General features: G+C 56.6%; 13 protein-coding genes. 5 read left to right on the forward strand and 8 right to left on the reverse strand.

The window, feature by feature from the left end; genetic code table 11:
- Nucleotides 1-171: 171 nt before the first annotated feature.
- The 4 genes from aspS to ACR0AK_RS12290 all read right to left on the reverse strand — a co-directional run bounded on the left by aspS (nucleotide 172) and on the right by ACR0AK_RS12290 (nucleotide 4,423).
- The gene (gene aspS / locus ACR0AK_RS12275; RefSeq protein WP_480793486.1) at nucleotides 172-1,947 is read right to left on the reverse strand and encodes an aspartate--tRNA ligase; all 1,776 of its coding nucleotides are present in this window, start codon (nucleotides 1,945-1,947) and stop codon (nucleotides 172-174) included.
- Nucleotides 1,948-2,025: 78 nt separating this feature from the next.
- On the reverse strand, nucleotides 2,026-2,697 hold the full coding sequence (locus ACR0AK_RS12280; protein WP_480793487.1) for a CPBP family intramembrane glutamic endopeptidase: 672 nt from the start codon (nucleotides 2,695-2,697) through the stop codon (nucleotides 2,026-2,028).
- On the reverse strand, nucleotides 2,694-3,341 hold the full coding sequence (locus ACR0AK_RS12285) for an aminotransferase class IV family protein (RefSeq protein WP_480793488.1): 648 nt from the start codon (nucleotides 3,339-3,341) through the stop codon (nucleotides 2,694-2,696). The genes ACR0AK_RS12280 and ACR0AK_RS12285 overlap by 4 nt, the downstream gene beginning before the upstream one ends.
- The gene (locus ACR0AK_RS12290; protein WP_480793489.1) at nucleotides 3,296-4,423 is read right to left on the reverse strand and encodes an aminodeoxychorismate synthase component I; all 1,128 of its coding nucleotides are present in this window, start codon (nucleotides 4,421-4,423) and stop codon (nucleotides 3,296-3,298) included. The genes ACR0AK_RS12285 and ACR0AK_RS12290 overlap by 46 nt, the downstream gene beginning before the upstream one ends.
- A gap of 178 nt (nucleotides 4,424-4,601) precedes the next feature.
- Here ACR0AK_RS12290 and carB point away from each other — a divergent pair, with 178 nt between their 5' ends.
- The 3 genes from carB (at nucleotide 4,602) to ACR0AK_RS12305 (ending at nucleotide 9,836) form a co-directional block, all read left to right on the forward strand.
- On the forward strand, nucleotides 4,602-7,946 hold the full coding sequence (gene carB, locus ACR0AK_RS12295; protein WP_170558946.1) for a carbamoyl-phosphate synthase large subunit: 3,345 nt from the start codon (nucleotides 4,602-4,604) through the stop codon (nucleotides 7,944-7,946).
- A 254-nt stretch (nucleotides 7,947-8,200) separates the two neighbouring features.
- The gene (locus ACR0AK_RS12300) at nucleotides 8,201-8,632 is read left to right on the forward strand and encodes a VOC family protein (protein ID WP_480793490.1); all 432 of its coding nucleotides are present in this window, start codon (nucleotides 8,201-8,203) and stop codon (nucleotides 8,630-8,632) included.
- Between the two features lie 73 nt (nucleotides 8,633-8,705).
- Complete coding sequence (locus ACR0AK_RS12305) at nucleotides 8,706-9,836, forward strand: hypothetical protein (protein ID WP_480793491.1); 1,131 nt, start codon at nucleotides 8,706-8,708, stop codon at nucleotides 9,834-9,836.
- A 42-nt stretch (nucleotides 9,837-9,878) separates the two neighbouring features.
- On the opposite strand, the gene ACR0AK_RS12310 is transcribed toward ACR0AK_RS12305, so the two are convergent.
- From ACR0AK_RS12310 to ACR0AK_RS12320, 3 genes are read right to left on the reverse strand one after another with little or no spacing between them, the layout of a single operon-like run.
- Nucleotides 9,879-12,926 carry an efflux RND transporter permease subunit gene (locus ACR0AK_RS12310; RefSeq protein ID WP_480793492.1) on the reverse strand — a complete coding sequence of 1,016 codons (3,048 nt, stop codon included), beginning with the start codon at nucleotides 12,924-12,926 and terminating at the stop codon, nucleotides 9,879-9,881.
- Nucleotides 12,927-12,937: 11 nt separating this feature from the next.
- Nucleotides 12,938-13,975 (reverse strand): efflux RND transporter periplasmic adaptor subunit, encoded by a 1,038-nt coding sequence (locus tag ACR0AK_RS12315; protein WP_170558954.1) that lies wholly within the window; start codon nucleotides 13,973-13,975, stop codon nucleotides 12,938-12,940.
- Nucleotides 13,972-14,496 carry a MarR family winged helix-turn-helix transcriptional regulator gene (locus tag ACR0AK_RS12320; protein ID WP_480793493.1) on the reverse strand — a complete coding sequence of 175 codons (525 nt, stop codon included), beginning with the start codon at nucleotides 14,494-14,496 and terminating at the stop codon, nucleotides 13,972-13,974. Before ACR0AK_RS12320 ends, ACR0AK_RS12315 begins: the two co-directional genes overlap by 4 nt.
- A gap of 111 nt (nucleotides 14,497-14,607) precedes the next feature.
- Here ACR0AK_RS12320 and ACR0AK_RS12325 point away from each other — a divergent pair, with 111 nt between their 5' ends.
- The gene (locus ACR0AK_RS12325) at nucleotides 14,608-15,732 is read left to right on the forward strand and encodes a beta-ketoacyl-ACP synthase III (protein ID WP_480793494.1); all 1,125 of its coding nucleotides are present in this window, start codon (nucleotides 14,608-14,610) and stop codon (nucleotides 15,730-15,732) included.
- An 88-nt stretch (nucleotides 15,733-15,820) separates the two neighbouring features.
- Nucleotides 15,821-16,330 (forward strand): N-acetyltransferase family protein, encoded by a 510-nt coding sequence (locus tag ACR0AK_RS12330; RefSeq protein ID WP_480793495.1) that lies wholly within the window; start codon nucleotides 15,821-15,823, stop codon nucleotides 16,328-16,330.
- Nucleotides 16,331-16,430: 100 nt separating this feature from the next.
- On the opposite strand, the gene ACR0AK_RS12335 is transcribed toward ACR0AK_RS12330, so the two are convergent.
- Complete coding sequence (locus ACR0AK_RS12335) at nucleotides 16,431-16,892, reverse strand: hypothetical protein (RefSeq protein WP_170559388.1); 462 nt, start codon at nucleotides 16,890-16,892, stop codon at nucleotides 16,431-16,433.
- Nucleotides 16,893-17,228 lie beyond the last annotated feature (336 nt).

Genomic DNA, 17,228 nt, shown 5'->3' on the forward strand with positions numbered 1-17,228 from the left:
GATATTCGATCCAGCCGGAAGTCATTTAGGGACCCATGGGAATAGGTCGCCAACAAACGGGCTATGCAGACCTGCGAGCAAGCGATGAATACCGGTCCATAGCCATGATCTTTGTACAAGTACAAGCGATGAAAAAACCCGCTGCAGGGTCAGCAGCGGGTTTTGCCATTCTCAGTCCTGAGGGATGATCCGCAGGCCCAGCTCCATCATCTGATCCGAGGTCGGATCGGATGGTGCGTCCATCATTAGATCCTCGGCACGCTGGTTCATCGGAAACATCATGACCTCGCGGATGTTGGCTTCATCGGCCAGCAGCATCACGATACGGTCGATACCAGCGGCGCAGCCGCCGTGCGGCGGGGCACCATAATGGAAGGCGTTGAACAGCGCACCAAAGCGACTTTTCACTTCGTCTTCGCCGTATCCAGCCAGTTCAAAGGCTTTCAACATGATTTCCGGCTTGTGGTTCCGGATCGCGCCCGACACCAGCTCATACCCGTTACAGGCGAGGTCGTACTGATAGCCACGCACGTCCAGAGGATTGCCTTCCAGAGCCTCCATTCCGCCCTGCGGCATCGAGAACGGGTTGTGTTCAAAGTCGATGGCACCGGTTTCTTCGTCCTGCTCATAGATCGGGAAATCCACGATCCAGGCAAAGGCAAAGCGGTCTTTCTCGGTCAGGTTCAGTTCCTCACCGATCACATCACGCGCCTTGCCAGCGACTTTTTCAAAGGCTTTCGGCTTACCACCTAGGAAGAATGCCGCATCGCCGACACCCAGACCCAGTTGCTGACGGATGGCCTCGGTGCGTTCGGGGCCGATGTTTTTGGCCAGCGGACCGGCGGCCTCCATCCCTTCGCCCTGATCGCGCCAGAAGATGTAGCCCATACCGGGCAGACCCTCTTTCTGGGCAAACGCGTTCATGCGGTCACAGAACTTGCGGCTGCCGCCAGTCGGCGCCGGAATGGCGCGGATTTCGGTGCCGTCCTGTTCCAGCAACTTCGCGAAAATCGCGAAGCCAGACCCGCGGAAGTGGTCGGAAACCACTTGCATTTTAATAGGGTTCCGCAGATCGGGCTTGTCGCTGCCGTACCACAGCGCCGCATCCTTGTAGGAAATCTGCGGCCATTCCTGGTCGACCTTACGCCCTCCGCCGAACTCTTCGAACACACCGGTCAGAACCGGCTGGATCGTGTCGAACACGTCCTGCTGTTCGACAAACGACATCTCAAGGTCAAGCTGATAGAAATCGGTGGGCGAACGGTCGGCGCGCGGGTCTTCGTCACGGAAACACGGCGCGATCTGGAAATACTTATCAAAGCCCGACACCATGATCAGCTGTTTGAACTGCTGCGGTGCCTGCGGCAGCGCGTAAAACTTGCCCGGGTGCAGACGAGAGGGTACCAGGAAGTCGCGCGCGCCTTCCGGCGAAGAGGCGGTGATGATCGGTGTCTGATACTCGCGGAAGCCCTGATCCCACATGCGTTTGCGCATGGAAGAAACTACATCCGAACGCAGCGTCATGTTCTGCTGCATCGCTTCGCGACGCAGGTCCAGATAGCGATAGCGCAGGCGCGTTTCCTCTGGGTATTCCTGATCGCCGAACACCATCAGCGGCAGTTCGTCGGCGGCACCCAGCACTTCCAGCTCACGCACGTAGACTTCAACCTCACCGGTCGGAAGTTTCGGGTTCACCAGTTCCGGGTCACGCGCTTTTACGGTGCCGTCGATACGGATACACCACTCGGACCGAACACTTTCAAGCTCGGCAAAAGCTGCACTGTCGCCGTCGCAGAGAACCTGTGTCACCCCGAAATGGTCGCGCAGGTCGATGAACAGCACGCCGCCGTGATCTCGAACACGATGCACCCAACCGGACAGGCGAACGGTGTCGCCAACATTGGCGGCGGTCAGTGCGGCGCAGGTGTGGCTGCGGTAGGCGTGCATGGATATATCCCTTCGGGCGCAGAATTCGTCGCGCCGATACACCCTGTCAGGCTTGGAAAGTCAAGGCAGGTCGCGCCGTCAAAACGGCCTTTGGACGTTACCGGAATAGAAATAGATGCCCAGACCGGCCGCAAAGATGATATTACCCGCGATTGCGTGCAGCAGAACCGCGTAGAAAAACGATCCGCGCTTGCGATATGCCCAAGTGAACAGCAGCCCACCGGCAAAGGTCATGATGGCAACGATCCAGCTCCAGTACATCAGGTGGGCCAGCGAAAACAGGGACGCGTTCAGAAGGTAAGCTGCTTTCCCGTTTGGCAGGATTGCCTGATAGCGACGGAAGAACAGCGACCGGAACAACAGCTCTTGCGGCAGGGCCGAAGCAATCGGGTAAGCCAGCCAGATCACGGCCAGGAAGTCAGGCCGGTAGAGAAGCATGCGAAATGCAACATCCGGTCTCGTTGCCAAAACGATCGCCGTGCAAAACGCGGTCATAACAACAGTGAACACGGCGAGTTCGCGCCACGACCAGTTGCGCCAGTTGTACCGAAGTTCGGCCCAGGCAAAGCCCGGCGTGCAGTGGAGCAGGATGATTCCGATGGCCGTGAAAGTGAACAGCGACGGAAACATCCAGCTCGGAGGGAAGAAAACCGCGATCAGGACCGGCACTGCTATGAAAAACAGGCCGAATTCCAGCCGCAACCGAAAGTGCTGCGTCCCGTCATGCGCCCAATCACTTTGTTTGCTCACAATACCGCCAACTCCGCCCGGATCAGGCCACGTAAGGAATTCCCTACGAAAACTTTTTCCGCGTTTTGCAGATCGGTCAAGGACAAGACGCTTTCGGTAACCTGTTTATTATCAATCAGTTCTTCTCGCAGAATTCCCGGAAGCAAACCGCAGCTCAGCTTGGGCGTCAGGCGGCGACCGTCCGGCATGTGCAGGAACAGGTTGGTGATGGTCCCTTCGCACAGTTCGTCACGTTCATTCAGAAACAGCATCTCATCGATTCCACCGGGCAACGACGCACGGGCTGTGTCGTAGACAGAGCGTTGGGTTGTCTTGTGCTGCAGCCAAACATCTGACGTCGAAAGCCGTGTATCCGTTACTGCGACCCGCCAAACCGGAGGGTTTTCGGCCAGCACTCCGGTTGTCACGTCATACATTCCATCAACTGCCAGCGTCAGCCGGCACCGAAGGGGTGATTGCCCCGCGACAGAATCCAATGTCTTAAGGGCCGCGCCCCGATCGAATGGAATGTCCAGGGTTGCAGCCGATCGGGCCATGCGGGCCAGATGCCGATCTTTGCGCCCGAACCCTTGCCGGGGTCGAAAGCCCAAAGTTTCGATCAGACGGAAGTCAGGGTCACTTGGCGGGCAAAGCGGGCTTTCCATAGCGCTTCCTCGTATTCGGATGGGGCCGTGCTGTCCCAGATGACGCCGCCGCCCACATTCAGGGTGGCCGAACCATCCTCGACCATCAGCGTCCGGATCGCCACGTTGAATTCTGAACGCCCATCAGGGGCGGCCCAGCCGATCGCACCACAATAGATGTCGCGCGGCCAAGGTTCGAGGTCGGACAAAATCTCCATCGCGCGGATTTTCGGCGCACCGGTGATCGAGCCGCACGGAAACAGCGCCATCAGGATATCCGACAGCTCGGCACCCATATGAAGCTGTGCCTGCACCAGCGAGATCATCTGATGCACGGTTGCGTAAGTTTCGACTTTGAACAGTTCGGGCACTTTGACGGATCCCGGCATCGCAACGCGACTGATATCGTTGCGCAAAAGGTCGACGATCATCAGGTTCTCGGCCCGGTTTTTTTCGTCAATGGCCAGGAACGCGCGGCGTCGGGTGTCCTCGGCCATGTCGTCGCTGCGGGGCTGAGTGCCCTTCATTGGGCGGGTTTCGATCCCTCGGTCCGCATTCGTACGAAAAAACAGCTCAGGCGAACGACTGAGCAGATCGGGCAATCCATCCTGCTGAATCAATGCGCCGTGACCCACGGGCTGCTCGGCTGCCAGTGCAGCATAGAGTGCAGCGCTGTCGCCATCCACTTTCAAATCAATCGGGAATGTCAGGTTCGCCTGATAGATATCCCCTGCCCCAATGGCGTCGTGCACGTCTTGAAAAGCCCGCGTGTACCGCGCCTCATCCCAGCGCGGCTCAAAGCGGGTAAAACCACCGGATGGCGCGGGAAGCTCGCGTTGAGTCGGCCGATCAAAAACACCAAAGCACAACAAAGGCAGCCGACGGCCTGTTGGCATGCGATCCGCAAGGCGCGCCTCAAGCGCATATCCCATCTCATAGCTGGCATAACCGGCCAGCCATGCCCCTTGTGCACGTGCCTCGTCCAATGCCTCCATCGCCTGGGGCACGTCCTCCGCATTGTCCGCGCGGATCACTTCGGCTGGCCGGTCGAAACTGGTTCCGACCCCGGCTGGCCCCTGATCAAACCGAATACGCAATTGCATCCTCAAATTCCTGTGCTGCGCGATATAGAGGATACGGCGGAGAGGGAAAGAGGTTAAAGCGGCAAATTCGTCCCTGTTTCCGATACCTCTTGAACCTTTTCGCGCGGTCCCTATAACGCAGGACAATTTGGGCGCTTGGGGTGCGCCCTGACTCGCGGACAATCGAAGGAACAAGGCCATGCCGAGAAGAACCGACATTCAGTCGATCATGATCATCGGGGCGGGCCCCATTGTTATCGGTCAGGCTTGCGAATTCGACTATTCCGGCGCTCAGGCCTGCAAGGCGCTGCGTGAAGAAGGATACCGGGTCATCCTGGTGAACTCAAACCCTGCAACCATCATGACCGATCCCGAATTGGCCGACGCGACTTATATCGAGCCGATCACGCCCGAGGTTGTCGCAAAGATCATCGAGAAAGAGCGCCCTGACGCCCTGCTGCCCACAATGGGTGGTCAGACCGGCTTGAACACCTCACTCGCGCTGGAAGAGATGGGTGTGCTGGACAAATTCGGTGTCGAGATGATCGGCGCTAAACGCGACGCCATCGAAATGGCCGAAGACCGCGCCCTGTTCCGCGAAGCGATGGACCGGTTGGGCATCGAAAACCCCAAAGCCGAGATTGTAACCGCCCCGAAAGACGACAGCGGCAAGAAAGACCTTGATGCTGGCGTCGCGTTGGCCCTCGAAACTCTCGAAACTGTCGGTCTTCCGGCCATCATCCGCCCCGCCTTTACGCTGGGCGGCACCGGCGGCGGCGTGGCGTATAACCGTGAGGATTATATTCATATTTGCCGCACAGGCATGGATGCCTCGCCCGTTGGTCAGATCCTGATCGATGAAAGCCTGCTGGGTTGGAAAGAATACGAGATGGAGGTGGTGCGTGACACTGCGGACAACGCCATCATCGTCTGCTCCATCGAAAACGTCGACCCCATGGGTGTGCACACCGGCGACTCGATCACCGTTGCCCCTGCTCTGACGCTGACCGACAAAGAATACCAGATCATGCGCAATCACTCGATTGCTGTGTTACGTGAAATCGGTGTCGAAACTGGCGGATCAAACGTGCAATGGGCGATCAACCCGGTTGATGGCCGCATGGTCGTGATTGAGATGAACCCGCGCGTATCGCGATCTTCGGCGCTGGCGTCAAAGGCGACAGGTTTCCCGATTGCCAAGATCGCAGCCAAGCTGGCTGTAGGCTACACGCTGGACGAGCTGGACAACGACATCACCAAAGTCACACCGGCCTCGTTCGAGCCGACCATCGACTATGTCGTCACCAAGATCCCAAAATTCGCGTTCGAGAAATTCCCCGGCTCCGAACCCTACCTGACCACCGCGATGAAATCGGTAGGTGAGGCGATGTCCATCGGTCGCACCATCCACGAATCGATGCAAAAGGCGTTGGCCTCGATGGAATCGGGTCTGACAGGCTTTGATGAGATCGAAATCCCCGGCCTGAATGTCGGTGTCTGGGACGAGGCCGACGACAGGGCCGCCGTCATTAAGGCGATCAGCCAGCAGACACCCGACCGCCTGCGCACCATCGCACAAGCTATGCGGCATGGCCTGACCGATGACGAAATCTTTGGCGTCACTAAATTCGACCCGTGGTTCCTGGCCCGTATTCGCGAGATCATCGATGCCGAGCGTCAGGTGCGCAAGGATGGCCTGCCGGTGACCGAAGATGGCGTCCGCAAGCTCAAAATGCTGGGCTTCACTGACGCACGTTTGGGCAATCTGACCGGGCGTGACGAAGACAATGTCCGCCGAGCCCGACGGAACCTTGGTGTCAACGCCGTATTCAAACGCATCGACACCTGCGCTGCCGAGTTCGAAGCGCAAACGCCTTATATGTATTCGACCTATGAAGCCCCGATGATGGGCGAGGTTGAATGCGAGGCACGCCCGTCTGATCGTAAAAAGGTCGTCATCCTCGGCGGTGGTCCGAACCGGATCGGTCAAGGGATCGAGTTCGACTATTGCTGCTGTCACGCCTGCTTCGCGCTGACAGAGGCTGGTTATGAAACCATCATGATCAACTGCAACCCCGAGACCGTGTCGACCGACTATGACACCTCGGACCGGCTGTATTTCGAACCGTTAACCTTTGAGCACGTCATGGAAATCCTGACGAAGGAACAGGAAAACGGCAACTTGCACGGTGTGATCGTTCAGTACGGCGGTCAGACCCCTCTGAAACTGGCCAACGCGTTGGAATCAGAAGGCATTCCGATCCTCGGCACCACGCCGGACGCCATCGACCTGGCCGAAGACCGTGAACGGTTCCAGGCACTGGTCAATGATCTGGGCCTAAAACAGCCTAAGAATGGCATCGCATCCACCGACGAACAAGCGCTTGAAATTGCTGAAGATATCGGTTTCCCGCTGGTGATCCGCCCTTCTTACGTTCTGGGTGGTCGCGCTATGGAAATCGTACGCGATATGGATCAACTGAAACGCTACATCAACGAGGCGGTGGTCGTCTCGGGCGACAGCCCTGTGCTGCTGGATAGCTATCTGGCTGGTGCGGTTGAGCTGGACGTTGACGCTCTTTGTGATGGCACAGACGTTCACGTTGCAGGCATCATGCAGCACATCGAAGAAGCTGGCGTCCACTCGGGCGACTCGGCCTGTTCGCTGCCGCCCTATTCGCTGTCAAAAGAGATCATCGCGCAAATCAAGGACCAAGCATACAAACTGGCCAAAGCGTTGAACGTCGTCGGCCTGATGAATGTGCAGTTCGCGATCAAGGATGATGAAATCTACCTGATCGAAGTGAACCCACGCGCCTCGCGCACCGTGCCATTTGTCGCCAAGGCGACCGACAGCGCGATTGCATCCATCGCAGCCCGCGTCATGGCCGGCGAAAAACTCTCAAGCTTCCCTCAGCGCCCTGCGTATAAGGAAGGTCAGGACACTAAGATCGCCGACCAGATGACGCTGGCCGATCCGGACATGCCTTGGTTCTCGGTGAAAGAGGCCGTGTTGCCCTTTGCCCGTTTCCCTGGAGTTGACACGATTCTGGGCCCGGAAATGCGGTCGACCGGTGAGGTCATGGGTTGGGACCGCGACTTCCCTCGCGCCTTCCTGAAGGCGCAGATGGGCGCGGGTATGGTTCTGCCTTCTTCGGGCCGCGCGTTCATCTCGATCAAGGATGCCGACAAAGGTGCCGCAATGCTTGAGGCCGCTCAGGTCTTGACCGAACAAGGCTTTTCGCTTGTCGCGACACGTGGAACGCAAAGCTGGCTCGAGGAACAGGGCGTCGCCTGTGAGGTGGTCAACAAGGTTTACGAGGGCCGTCCGGACGTGGTCGACATGTTGAAAGACGGTCAGGTTCAGCTGCTGATGAACACCACCGAAGGGGCGCAGGCGGTCGAGGACAGCAAGGCTATCCGCTCCATCGCGCTTTACGACAAAATCCCGTACTATACGACTGCAGCCGCAAGCCACGCCGCCGCGCTGGCGATCAAGGCGCAGGCCGAAGGTGATGTAGAGGTTAAATCGCTGCAGGGCTGATCGGCCTTAACCTGCTTACATGACTGATCGTTTCGCGCGCCCGTTGACCTTGTGTCCTCGGGCGCGCATCGTTTCTGTGATCGAGCAGAAGGAAAATGACAAATGCGCAGGTTTTTGGTTTTTGCCGCAATGATGACGCTTGCAGCGTGTGACGTGCCCCTGGTCCCGTTGATCTAAGGCAACCTTCAGTGCTGTTTTTCTGTAACCCTCCGATATAAGGGCCTTGTGACACTGTCCCTAAAACGGGGGAATCCGTGCGCCTTTATGCCACCTATGGAACAAATGACCTACCGCGGGCCATAAAGTTCTATGACGCGATCTTTTCTGTCTTGGAACTGCCACGCCTTCCGGGATGGACCAAAGACCGCGCGGGTTGGGGAACCGAACCAGACGATGGGACCGGGTTCTGGATATGCGCGCCCTTTGACGGAAGCCCTGCCAAGGTTGGCAACGGGACGATGATTGCATTTCCCACCCAAAGCGACGCAACCGTCCGACAATTTCACGCCGCAGGGTTGGAGCATGGTGGCACAGACGCCGGCGCCCCGGGTACAAGAGACTATTACGCACCTGATTTCTATGTCACTTATTTGCGCGACCCTGACGGGAATAAACTGTCCTGTTTTTGTTATCGCTATGACCCGGCAAAGGATCCGGGCGACCGAACCCGACGCCAGAAATACTGATTAGTTGGCGATCCAAGCGCATTTAAGTTGGCGGCTACAATTCAAAAGTGCCAGCAAGTTTAGGGCAACGACATTGAAACAAGAGCACTATCCAATTTTTGCCTCCAGCAGCCTGACGGAACTTGGGCTACGCCGCGAAATGAAACCGGGCCATGTTGGACCGGACTATACCGAGCACGTGTACGACTATGACACGTTCTGGTACGATGCATTTTGGGAACGGGGCAGCCTGGTGGTTTTTTGCCCAAAACTGTTCGGCCTGTACCACTTGATCCGAGAAGGCCAGTTTTATCTGGATGAAGACAAAGTCTGGAAACCCCGCCTGAAGTCCCATGAGTTCTATGATCTATTGATCATCCGGACGTCAAAGAAGCCACAAACCCTAAGGTTTGAATGGGGCGGTTCAAGTGTCGCGTCCCCTGTGAACTCGGTCCAGCAGGATTCAGCCCGTCACACTGGGAAAAACGTGGCCGTGACCTTGTCACGTGACAACGACCTTACCTGGATCGAAGACTTTGCCCGTTACCATTGTCAGATGCATGGGCTGGAACAGATGGTGTTCTTCGACAATGCCTCAACCCGGTATGGGCTGGACGACATCCGCGAGGCGCTGAGGAGAGGCGGAATCCATAACCCAACGGTGCTGTCCGCGCCTTTCAGGTACGGCGTTGTTTCGCAAGACAGAAAGGGAAAAACCCGCTACAATACGATGTTTCTGCAGACTTCGCTGCTGAACATCGCGCGCTTGCGATTTCTTTCGGACGCGCGCGCGGTTCTGCAATGTGATATTGATGAACTGGTCTGGTGCAAAAGCGGTTCAATTTTTGATCTCACCCAAAAGCGACCAACTGGGTTTGTCCGCCTAGGTGTGGAATGGCGGTATCCAGATGCAGGTTGCACCGAAGATTTTCGACATTCCGATCACATCCGCAAAAAGACGGGCGACAAACTTTGCAGAGCCAAATACTGTATCGCGCCCTCTGGTCCTCTTTGGTTTACGTCATGGCACGTCCACACGATCGGGCTGTTAAGGTCACGAGGCAGCCTGATCGCCCCAAAATCCAATGGCATCTGGCATTGCAAGGCAATCACGTCGAGCGCTTGGCGAAGTTATGACACTGATGCCCGATCCAACTATGACATGGCCCCTGAAACGCAGGCAGCCTTTGACCGTGTCAATTGGTCGAAAAACCCGGCCGGTTAGAACCCCGGCCGGGCTTGAGCGTTTCAGCAATGATCTGAGCCGTTAACCAGCGGCTGCTTTCGTCTCGCGTCTTTCATCCCGCGCGAAGAAGATCATGTAGAAAACCGGTGCGGCGACCATCGTCAGGATTGTCGCGAAGGCCAAGCCACCCATAATCGTCACCGCCATGGATTTGAAGAACGCATCCGTCAGCAATGGCGCCATGCCCAGAATTGTGGTGATCGCGGCCAGCATCACGGGGCGCAGACGCGAGACCGACGCCTCGATGATCGACTCGCGCAGGCCCTTGCCGGTTTCGCGGACCAGATCGATCTCCTCGACCAGTACGATGCCGTTCTTGATTAGCATCCCCGACAGGCTGAGCAGCCCCAGCAGCGCCGTGAAAGTGAACGGAAGACCCGTGCCCAACAACCCGATTACCACGCCATTTACGGACATCGGCACCAGCAACCAGATGATAATCGGCTGACGGACGGCGTTGAAGATCAATACCGAAATCAGCACCATGATCAGCAGGCTTACCGGCAATTGGCGGCCCAGACTTTCGTTGGCGTCACCCGCGTTTTCAAACTCACCGCCCCACTCCATGCGATAACCGGCGGGCAGTTCCATCTCTTCGATTGCAGATCGTACTTCCGAGTGGACCTGAGCGGCCGTCAGGCCTGCAGGGATTTCGGCCCCGACCGTGATGGTCAGCACCCTGTCCCGGCGGTGAACCAGCGTGTTGAGCGATTGGTATTCAAACCCGTCGACCATCTGTTCGATTGGAACAAATCTGTTTGACTGATCCGAATAAACCACCTGATCAACGATCGAGTAATCTCCGTCCGCAGGGCGGCGAATAATGATCGGGATCAGGCGGTCGCGCTCACGGAAGACACCCGCCCTGACACCATCGGTCGAGAATTGCAGCGTTCCGGCGATATCCTCACGGGTCACCCCAGCTGTCTGCGCCCGTTCGGTTGCATAGATAGGCTGAACAGCCAGCTCTTTTTCACGCCAGTCGTGGTGAACATGCAGGGCATTCTCAGAGGCCGCGCGCATCCGCAGGATCGCTTCATCCGCAAGCTGCCGCAGAACCGCCGGATCACTGCCCGAGAACCGCGCCTGGATCGGATCACCGCCGCCGGGGCCAAAGATCAGACGTTTGGTGCGGAACTCGCCTTCGGGGAATTGCGCCGAGCCAAACGCCTCAAGATCCGCCTGCAATGCAGGGATGTCATCCAGAGTTTCGGTGCGGATGATCATGTGACCATAACTGGGGTTCGGTTTCTCTGCCGAGTAGGTCAGCAAGAACCGGGTTGCGCCCTGCCCCACAAATGTGGTGACGGCGACCACGTCTTCGCGGTTGTCCAGCCATTCCTCAAATACGGCCATGTCCTCAGCCGTCCGCGCGATAGGCGTACCTTGTGGCAGCTTGTAGTGCACGAAGAACAGCGGCGTATTCGAATCCGGAAAGAACTGCTGCTTAACCAGACCGAACCCGGCGAAGCAGGCAAAAGTGACGCCAACCAGCCCGGCGACGACCAGCCAGCGGAACCGCAACGCCCAGCGCAAAATCGTGCCGTAGACACGGAACATGATCCCGCCATAGGCATCTACGGCCCCCTCCTCGCCCTGTTTAAAGAAATAGTGGCCAAGCAACGGGGTCACCGTCAGTGCCAGTACCCAGCTCAGCAACAGCGAAATACCGATCACCGCAAACAGAGAGAACAAGAACTCGCCCGTCGCATCGGGGCTAAGACCGATCCCAGCAAAAGCCATGATCCCGATTACCGTCGCGCCCAACAACGGGATTTGCGTCTTGGACGCAGCCTCATCCGCCGCATCGCGCGAGTTCTTTCCGCGTAGCATGGCGATCTGCATGCCCTCGGCAACAACGATGGCGTTATCCACCAGCATACCCATCGCGATGATCAGCGCGCCCAGCGAGATCCGCTCCATCTCGATAGAGAACATCGACATGAACAGAAGCGTTCCCACCACGGTCAACAAAAGGGTCGAACCAACGACAATAGCCGCGCGCCACCCCATGAAAACCGCCAGCACAATGACCACGATGGTCACAGACATGGCGAGGTTCACCAGAAAGTCGTTTGAGGCCTGTTCCACCACCACGTGCTGTTGGTAGATCGGCAAAATTTCGACGCCAAAGGGGATTTGCGAATCCAGCTCGGCGAATTTTGCATCCGCCCGTTTGCCGACCTCGACAATGTTTTCGGTGGACAGGCCCGCAATGCCCAATGTGAAGGCTTCAGTCCCGTTAAACCGGATCATCACATCTGGGTCGGTCTGGCGGCCACGGTACACGTCGGACATATCAAAAAGGTTGATCACCTGCCCTTGAGAGCCGACCGACAATCCCGCAATCGCTGAAACACTGTCCGATCCTTCGGCGGTCAGAATCGTTGTACGGTCATTTTCTGATCGAACCGAACCCGAAGCATTCACCGAATCCGCATTGGCAATGGCCTCGTTAATGGACTGGAGCGGCACGTTCTGATTCACCGAAATGGCCAGATCGGGTTCCACAAAAATCGCCTCTTGCGGCAACCCCATCACTTCTACGTCTGCCACGCCGTCGACGGTCAGCAGTTCGCGCCGCAAGAATGTGGACAGCTCGTGTTTTTCGGCGTCTGAAAACCCGTCCGCCGTTACCGCATAGAACAGACCGAAAACGTCGCCGAACCTGTCATTGACCAATGGCTGCTGCACTCCAGACGGCAGGCTGCGGGCCGTATCCCGCACTTTGGCGCGCAGTTTGGTCCAGATTTCGGGTAATTCGGTTCCGTCATATGTCGATTGGATCTCGACTTCGATCAGCGAAAGACCGGGCTGGTTCACGGATGTGATGGTTTCAATTTCGCCCATTTGCTGGATCGCGGATTCCAGAGGCTCTGAGACCTCCAGCGCTACTTGTTCCGCGGTTGCGCCGGGGTACTGTGTGGCGATCACCGCGTTCTTGATGGTGAAAGCCGGATCTTCCAGACGTCCCAACGAAAGGAACCCCCAGACGCCACCAAACAAAGCGATCAGGATGATCAGCCAAGTATAGATCGGACGATCAATGGATGCGCGCGCAATGTTCATCGATACGCCTTTCAGTTTGCAAAGCCGGCAAAGCGGCGAACGGCCTGACCATCTGCCAGGGTGCCGCCACCCGCGACGACGATCTCATCGCCGTCCTTCAAACCGGTCAGAACGCGAACTTCGCCGGTCTGAGTGGGTTCTATGGTAACCGGCACAAGTGTGACGGCGCCTTCATCAGCACCAACCGGCGAAAACACCATTACGCCCAGACCACCTTCGGCGTCTGCTATGATGGCGGTGGCTGGCACAACGATACCTGTGCGGGTGTCCTGAACCTTTACGTTCACCGTCACCGACGAACCCGGCAAAATCTGCAAACCTTCGGGTGGGGTAAGACCAAACTGGATACGGAACGTCTGACCGACGCTTGAAGTTTCCGCGTCAAATTCTCGGATCTGTAGCGGGAAGACCTCGTCGCTGGTGGGAAACTTCGCGGTGATCGTGATGTCATCTTCCTGACCAGATCGTTGGAACAGGATTTCAGGAACGTCCACTTCGATCCTCAACTCGGACATGTCGTGGATGCGCACGATGGGCGCTCCCGCGTTTACAGTCGTAAAAGACTCGACCGTTCGCCGAGATACCAACGCATCAAAAGGCGCGGTCAGTGTTGCGTGCTCCAAATCATATTCGGCATCGCGGACGGCAATATCCGCCAGTTGCGCTTCGGTTTCCGCGTCGTCCACCGCCACCTGGCTGGCGGTTGATCCGCGCAGACGGGAAAGACGAGCGACGGTGCGATCCGCCTGATCTTTTTGCAGGACAGCCCGGTCATAACGGCGCTGGAACGGTTCCTGATCGAGTTGGGCAATCAGTTCACCTTTGGGTATCACAAACCCCTCGGTCACAGGCATTTCGACAATTTGCCCGGAAACCTGAAAGGCCAGATCAACCGTCTGCCGCGCAGCAACGCGGCCAAAAAACTGGCGTGAAAAGCCGGGCGAGGTCTCTTTGACCACCATCAGTTTCACGGGCTTAGCGATATCCTGCGCCAGCGCAGAGGTTGCAAACACGGTCAGAGCAACGCTCAGTACAGAGAAGAGCTTCATTTCTTCAATCCCTCAGGAATTCCTGTTTTCATTATGTTTTCCCGGATCTTCCGGGCCAATCGTGCAAATTCGGCGGTTTCTTCTGCATCCAGCCCCGAGGCACGGCGAAACAGATCCCCCGCTTCGGACATCAGAACCTGACGCATCTCATTTCCCTTGTTGGTCAGAACCAACAACCATGCCCGACGGTCTTCCGGATCGCGCTGACGGGTCAGATACCCTGCCTTCTCGAGCGCATCAGCGGTCGAAGTGATGGTGGAAGGAACTGTCAGCATGTCCGCAGCTAAAACGCCCATGCGCTTGGGTCGTTCCAGTTTGACCATCATGTGGCATTCCTGATGGCTCAACTCGACCTCAAGGGCGTCAAAGCTCTCTTCCAGTTTCCAGTAGAGCGCATAGACACCCATCATCGCCTGCACTTCGGGGCTGAGACGGCGGATCAGTGCACTGTCATCATAGGTCATCGGCGAATCCATCTGCGATTTCAGCCCCGCATATACTTCGAAATATGAACTATTCAAGAAGTGAAGCGGATTTCGGCGCGAAGATTGAGGTTCCCTTGGGTCAACCTCTCTTGATCTAACCCCTATATGACTGCATTTTGTGCAAATCCGAAACATTCAGGTCTTATCATGTACACGCCCGCGATCACCGGCTCAGGTGTTTTCACCCCAGAAAACGTCATTACAAACGCCGAACTTGTCACGGCCTTCAACGCCTACGCCGACAAGATGAACGCCCAAAACGCAGATGCGATTGCGGCGGGCGAGGTGGAACCGATGCAGCATTCGTCGGAAGAATTCATCGTCAAGGCATCGGGCATCGAAAAGCGGTACGTAATGGACAAGGACGGTGTTCTGGACCCTGATGTGATGCACCCCCTTCTGCGTCAACGCAGTGATGATGAGCCGGGCATTATGACCGAAATGGCCGTGGATGCCTGCCAAAAGGCACTGGAACAGGCCGGGCGTACTGCCGAAGACGTTGATCTGGTTATCTGCGCCGCCTCGAACCACGAACGCGCCTATCCTGCGGTTGCTATCGAGATACAGCAGGCACTTGGAATCAACGGATTCGGGTTTGACATGAACGTCGCCTGTTCTTCAGCCACATTCGGAATTCAGGCCGCTGCGGACATGGTTCGCTCTGGTTCGGTCCGCGCCGCATTGGTGGTCAACCCCGAGATTTGTTCCGGCCATCTGGAATGGCGCGACCGCGATTGCCATTTCATCTTTGGCGACGTGGCCACCGCCACCCTGATCGAACGGGTGGAAGACGCAAAGGGTCCGCATTTCGAAATCCTGTCGACCCGTTGCGCGACCGAGTTTTCAAACAATATTCGCAATAACAACGGCTTCCTGCGCCGCTCGCGTCCTGACGGAGTGGTCGATCGCCGTGACATGCAGTTCATGCAAAACGGCCGCAAGGTGTTCAAGGAGGTACTGCCTATGGTGAGCAAGCACATCTCCGATCACATGGACGCGGAGGGCGTACACAGCGACGACCTGAAGCGCCTGTGGCTGCACCAGGCCAACAAGACCATGAATGATTTCATCGGCAAAAAGGTTCTGGGTCGTGAGCCTGAGCAGGGCGAACAACCCAACATCCTTCAAGACTATGCAAACACGTCTTCGGCCGGATCAATCATCGCGTTTTCCAAATATTCAGATGATCTTTCAGACGGTGACATCGGGCTGATCTGTTCTTTCGGAGCGGGCTACTCGGTGGGTTCAGTGATCGTTAAGCGGCACGGGTAATATACTGATGCAGCGAAAGCTGCACCGCCTCTGGGTGCACTCCAGGTTTTGGCATTGACCCAGACTTGCAAGCTGTCATCTGTCGTCCATGACATTACGCAGGCCAAAAATAACGGATGCATCCAGCATTGCCGCAATTTCGATTGAGGTATGGGTGGGCACTTATCTGAAGCGCGGCGTAAGTGCCTTTTTTGCGGACTATGCGCTGGAAGAGTTCCAGCCATCGAATATCGAGAAACTCATACGCGATCCCACTCAGTTCATCATCGCCTCGGAAAATGAGGAAGGGATCGACGGGTTCATACGTGTTTCCTCTGGAAGCATGGCGCCGGTGCCCGGCTGCTCAGAATTTGAAATCGCTACTTTCTACGTACAGCCGCGTCACCAGGGAAAGGGGATTGGCAAACGTTTGTTGAACGCGGCGCTACAATTCTGCCGTGACCAACAGGCCGCTTCAGTTTGGCTTGCGACGAACGCTGAAAACGACCCGGCTATCGCTTTCTACCTTGCGCAGGGATTCGATCATGTCGGAGAGACCCATTTTCGGATCGAAAACCAAAAGTACCTGAACAACGTGTATTCGGTTCACTTGGCTTGATTCAGCAAAAAATTCGCAGCGGACTTTATGCCGCTACGCGGTGGGCAACAATTCTCTCGAAACTCACCGCCCAAAATTCCTGGTGATTTGCTTAGGAACCTCAGCTTACGCTTTCCTCTTCCAGATGCAGTTTCATGTCCAGAAGGACTTGTTGCAGCTGGCTGGTTTCCCTCAACAAGCGCTTGGCCTCGTTCACCGTAATGATGCCGTCCTCGATTGCCGACTGATACTCGGTCATCAACATCGCAAAACGCTGGCTCAGCGCGATCACGTCTGAATTCACGCCACCGGTGCGGGGGCTGTCGTCATTGCGGCCGTCATAAGACAGAGTGATATTTTTCAGGTCGGCCAGCGCCGAGGTGACGTGAGGGAAGTTCGACACAGCCTCCAGTCTTGCCACTGCATCCACTGGCATGAACCTGTCAGCATGTTCCGTATTGTCAGAATAGTAACGGCCCAATGTGGCTTTGGATTTGCCTGTAATCTCGCATGCGGATTCGATTCCGACATCCTTGACCAGCGCTTCAGTGTGTTTTTTCAGGTAGGCCCCGATATCTGCCATATTTTTACCTTTACTGCCTGCACGCCCCACTAAATCTGCCATTGCGGGGGAAAGGAAAAAGAAATTTCCCATACTCGATTCATAATTGAAATGTCATATGTTGGCTATCCCTCAGATAAGCAGGGGTTTTGTGAGTGAGTGGGGGCATTTCATGCCAGTAATGAGTGATTGCGGGTCGGTTTTCTTGTCCCGCTACGGTTAGGCCGCATGTTGGCCGATGGCGTCGCTGTTGTTGAGGCGGGGGGATCCATCCCCAATGGGCTTACGCTCGACCTCTGCAACAATAACGGCGACGTCGCTTATTCAAGCGCTTTTGATGGCTTGCCCGGATAAGAC

This window comes from Ruegeria sp. BI12 (assembly GCF_056537985.1).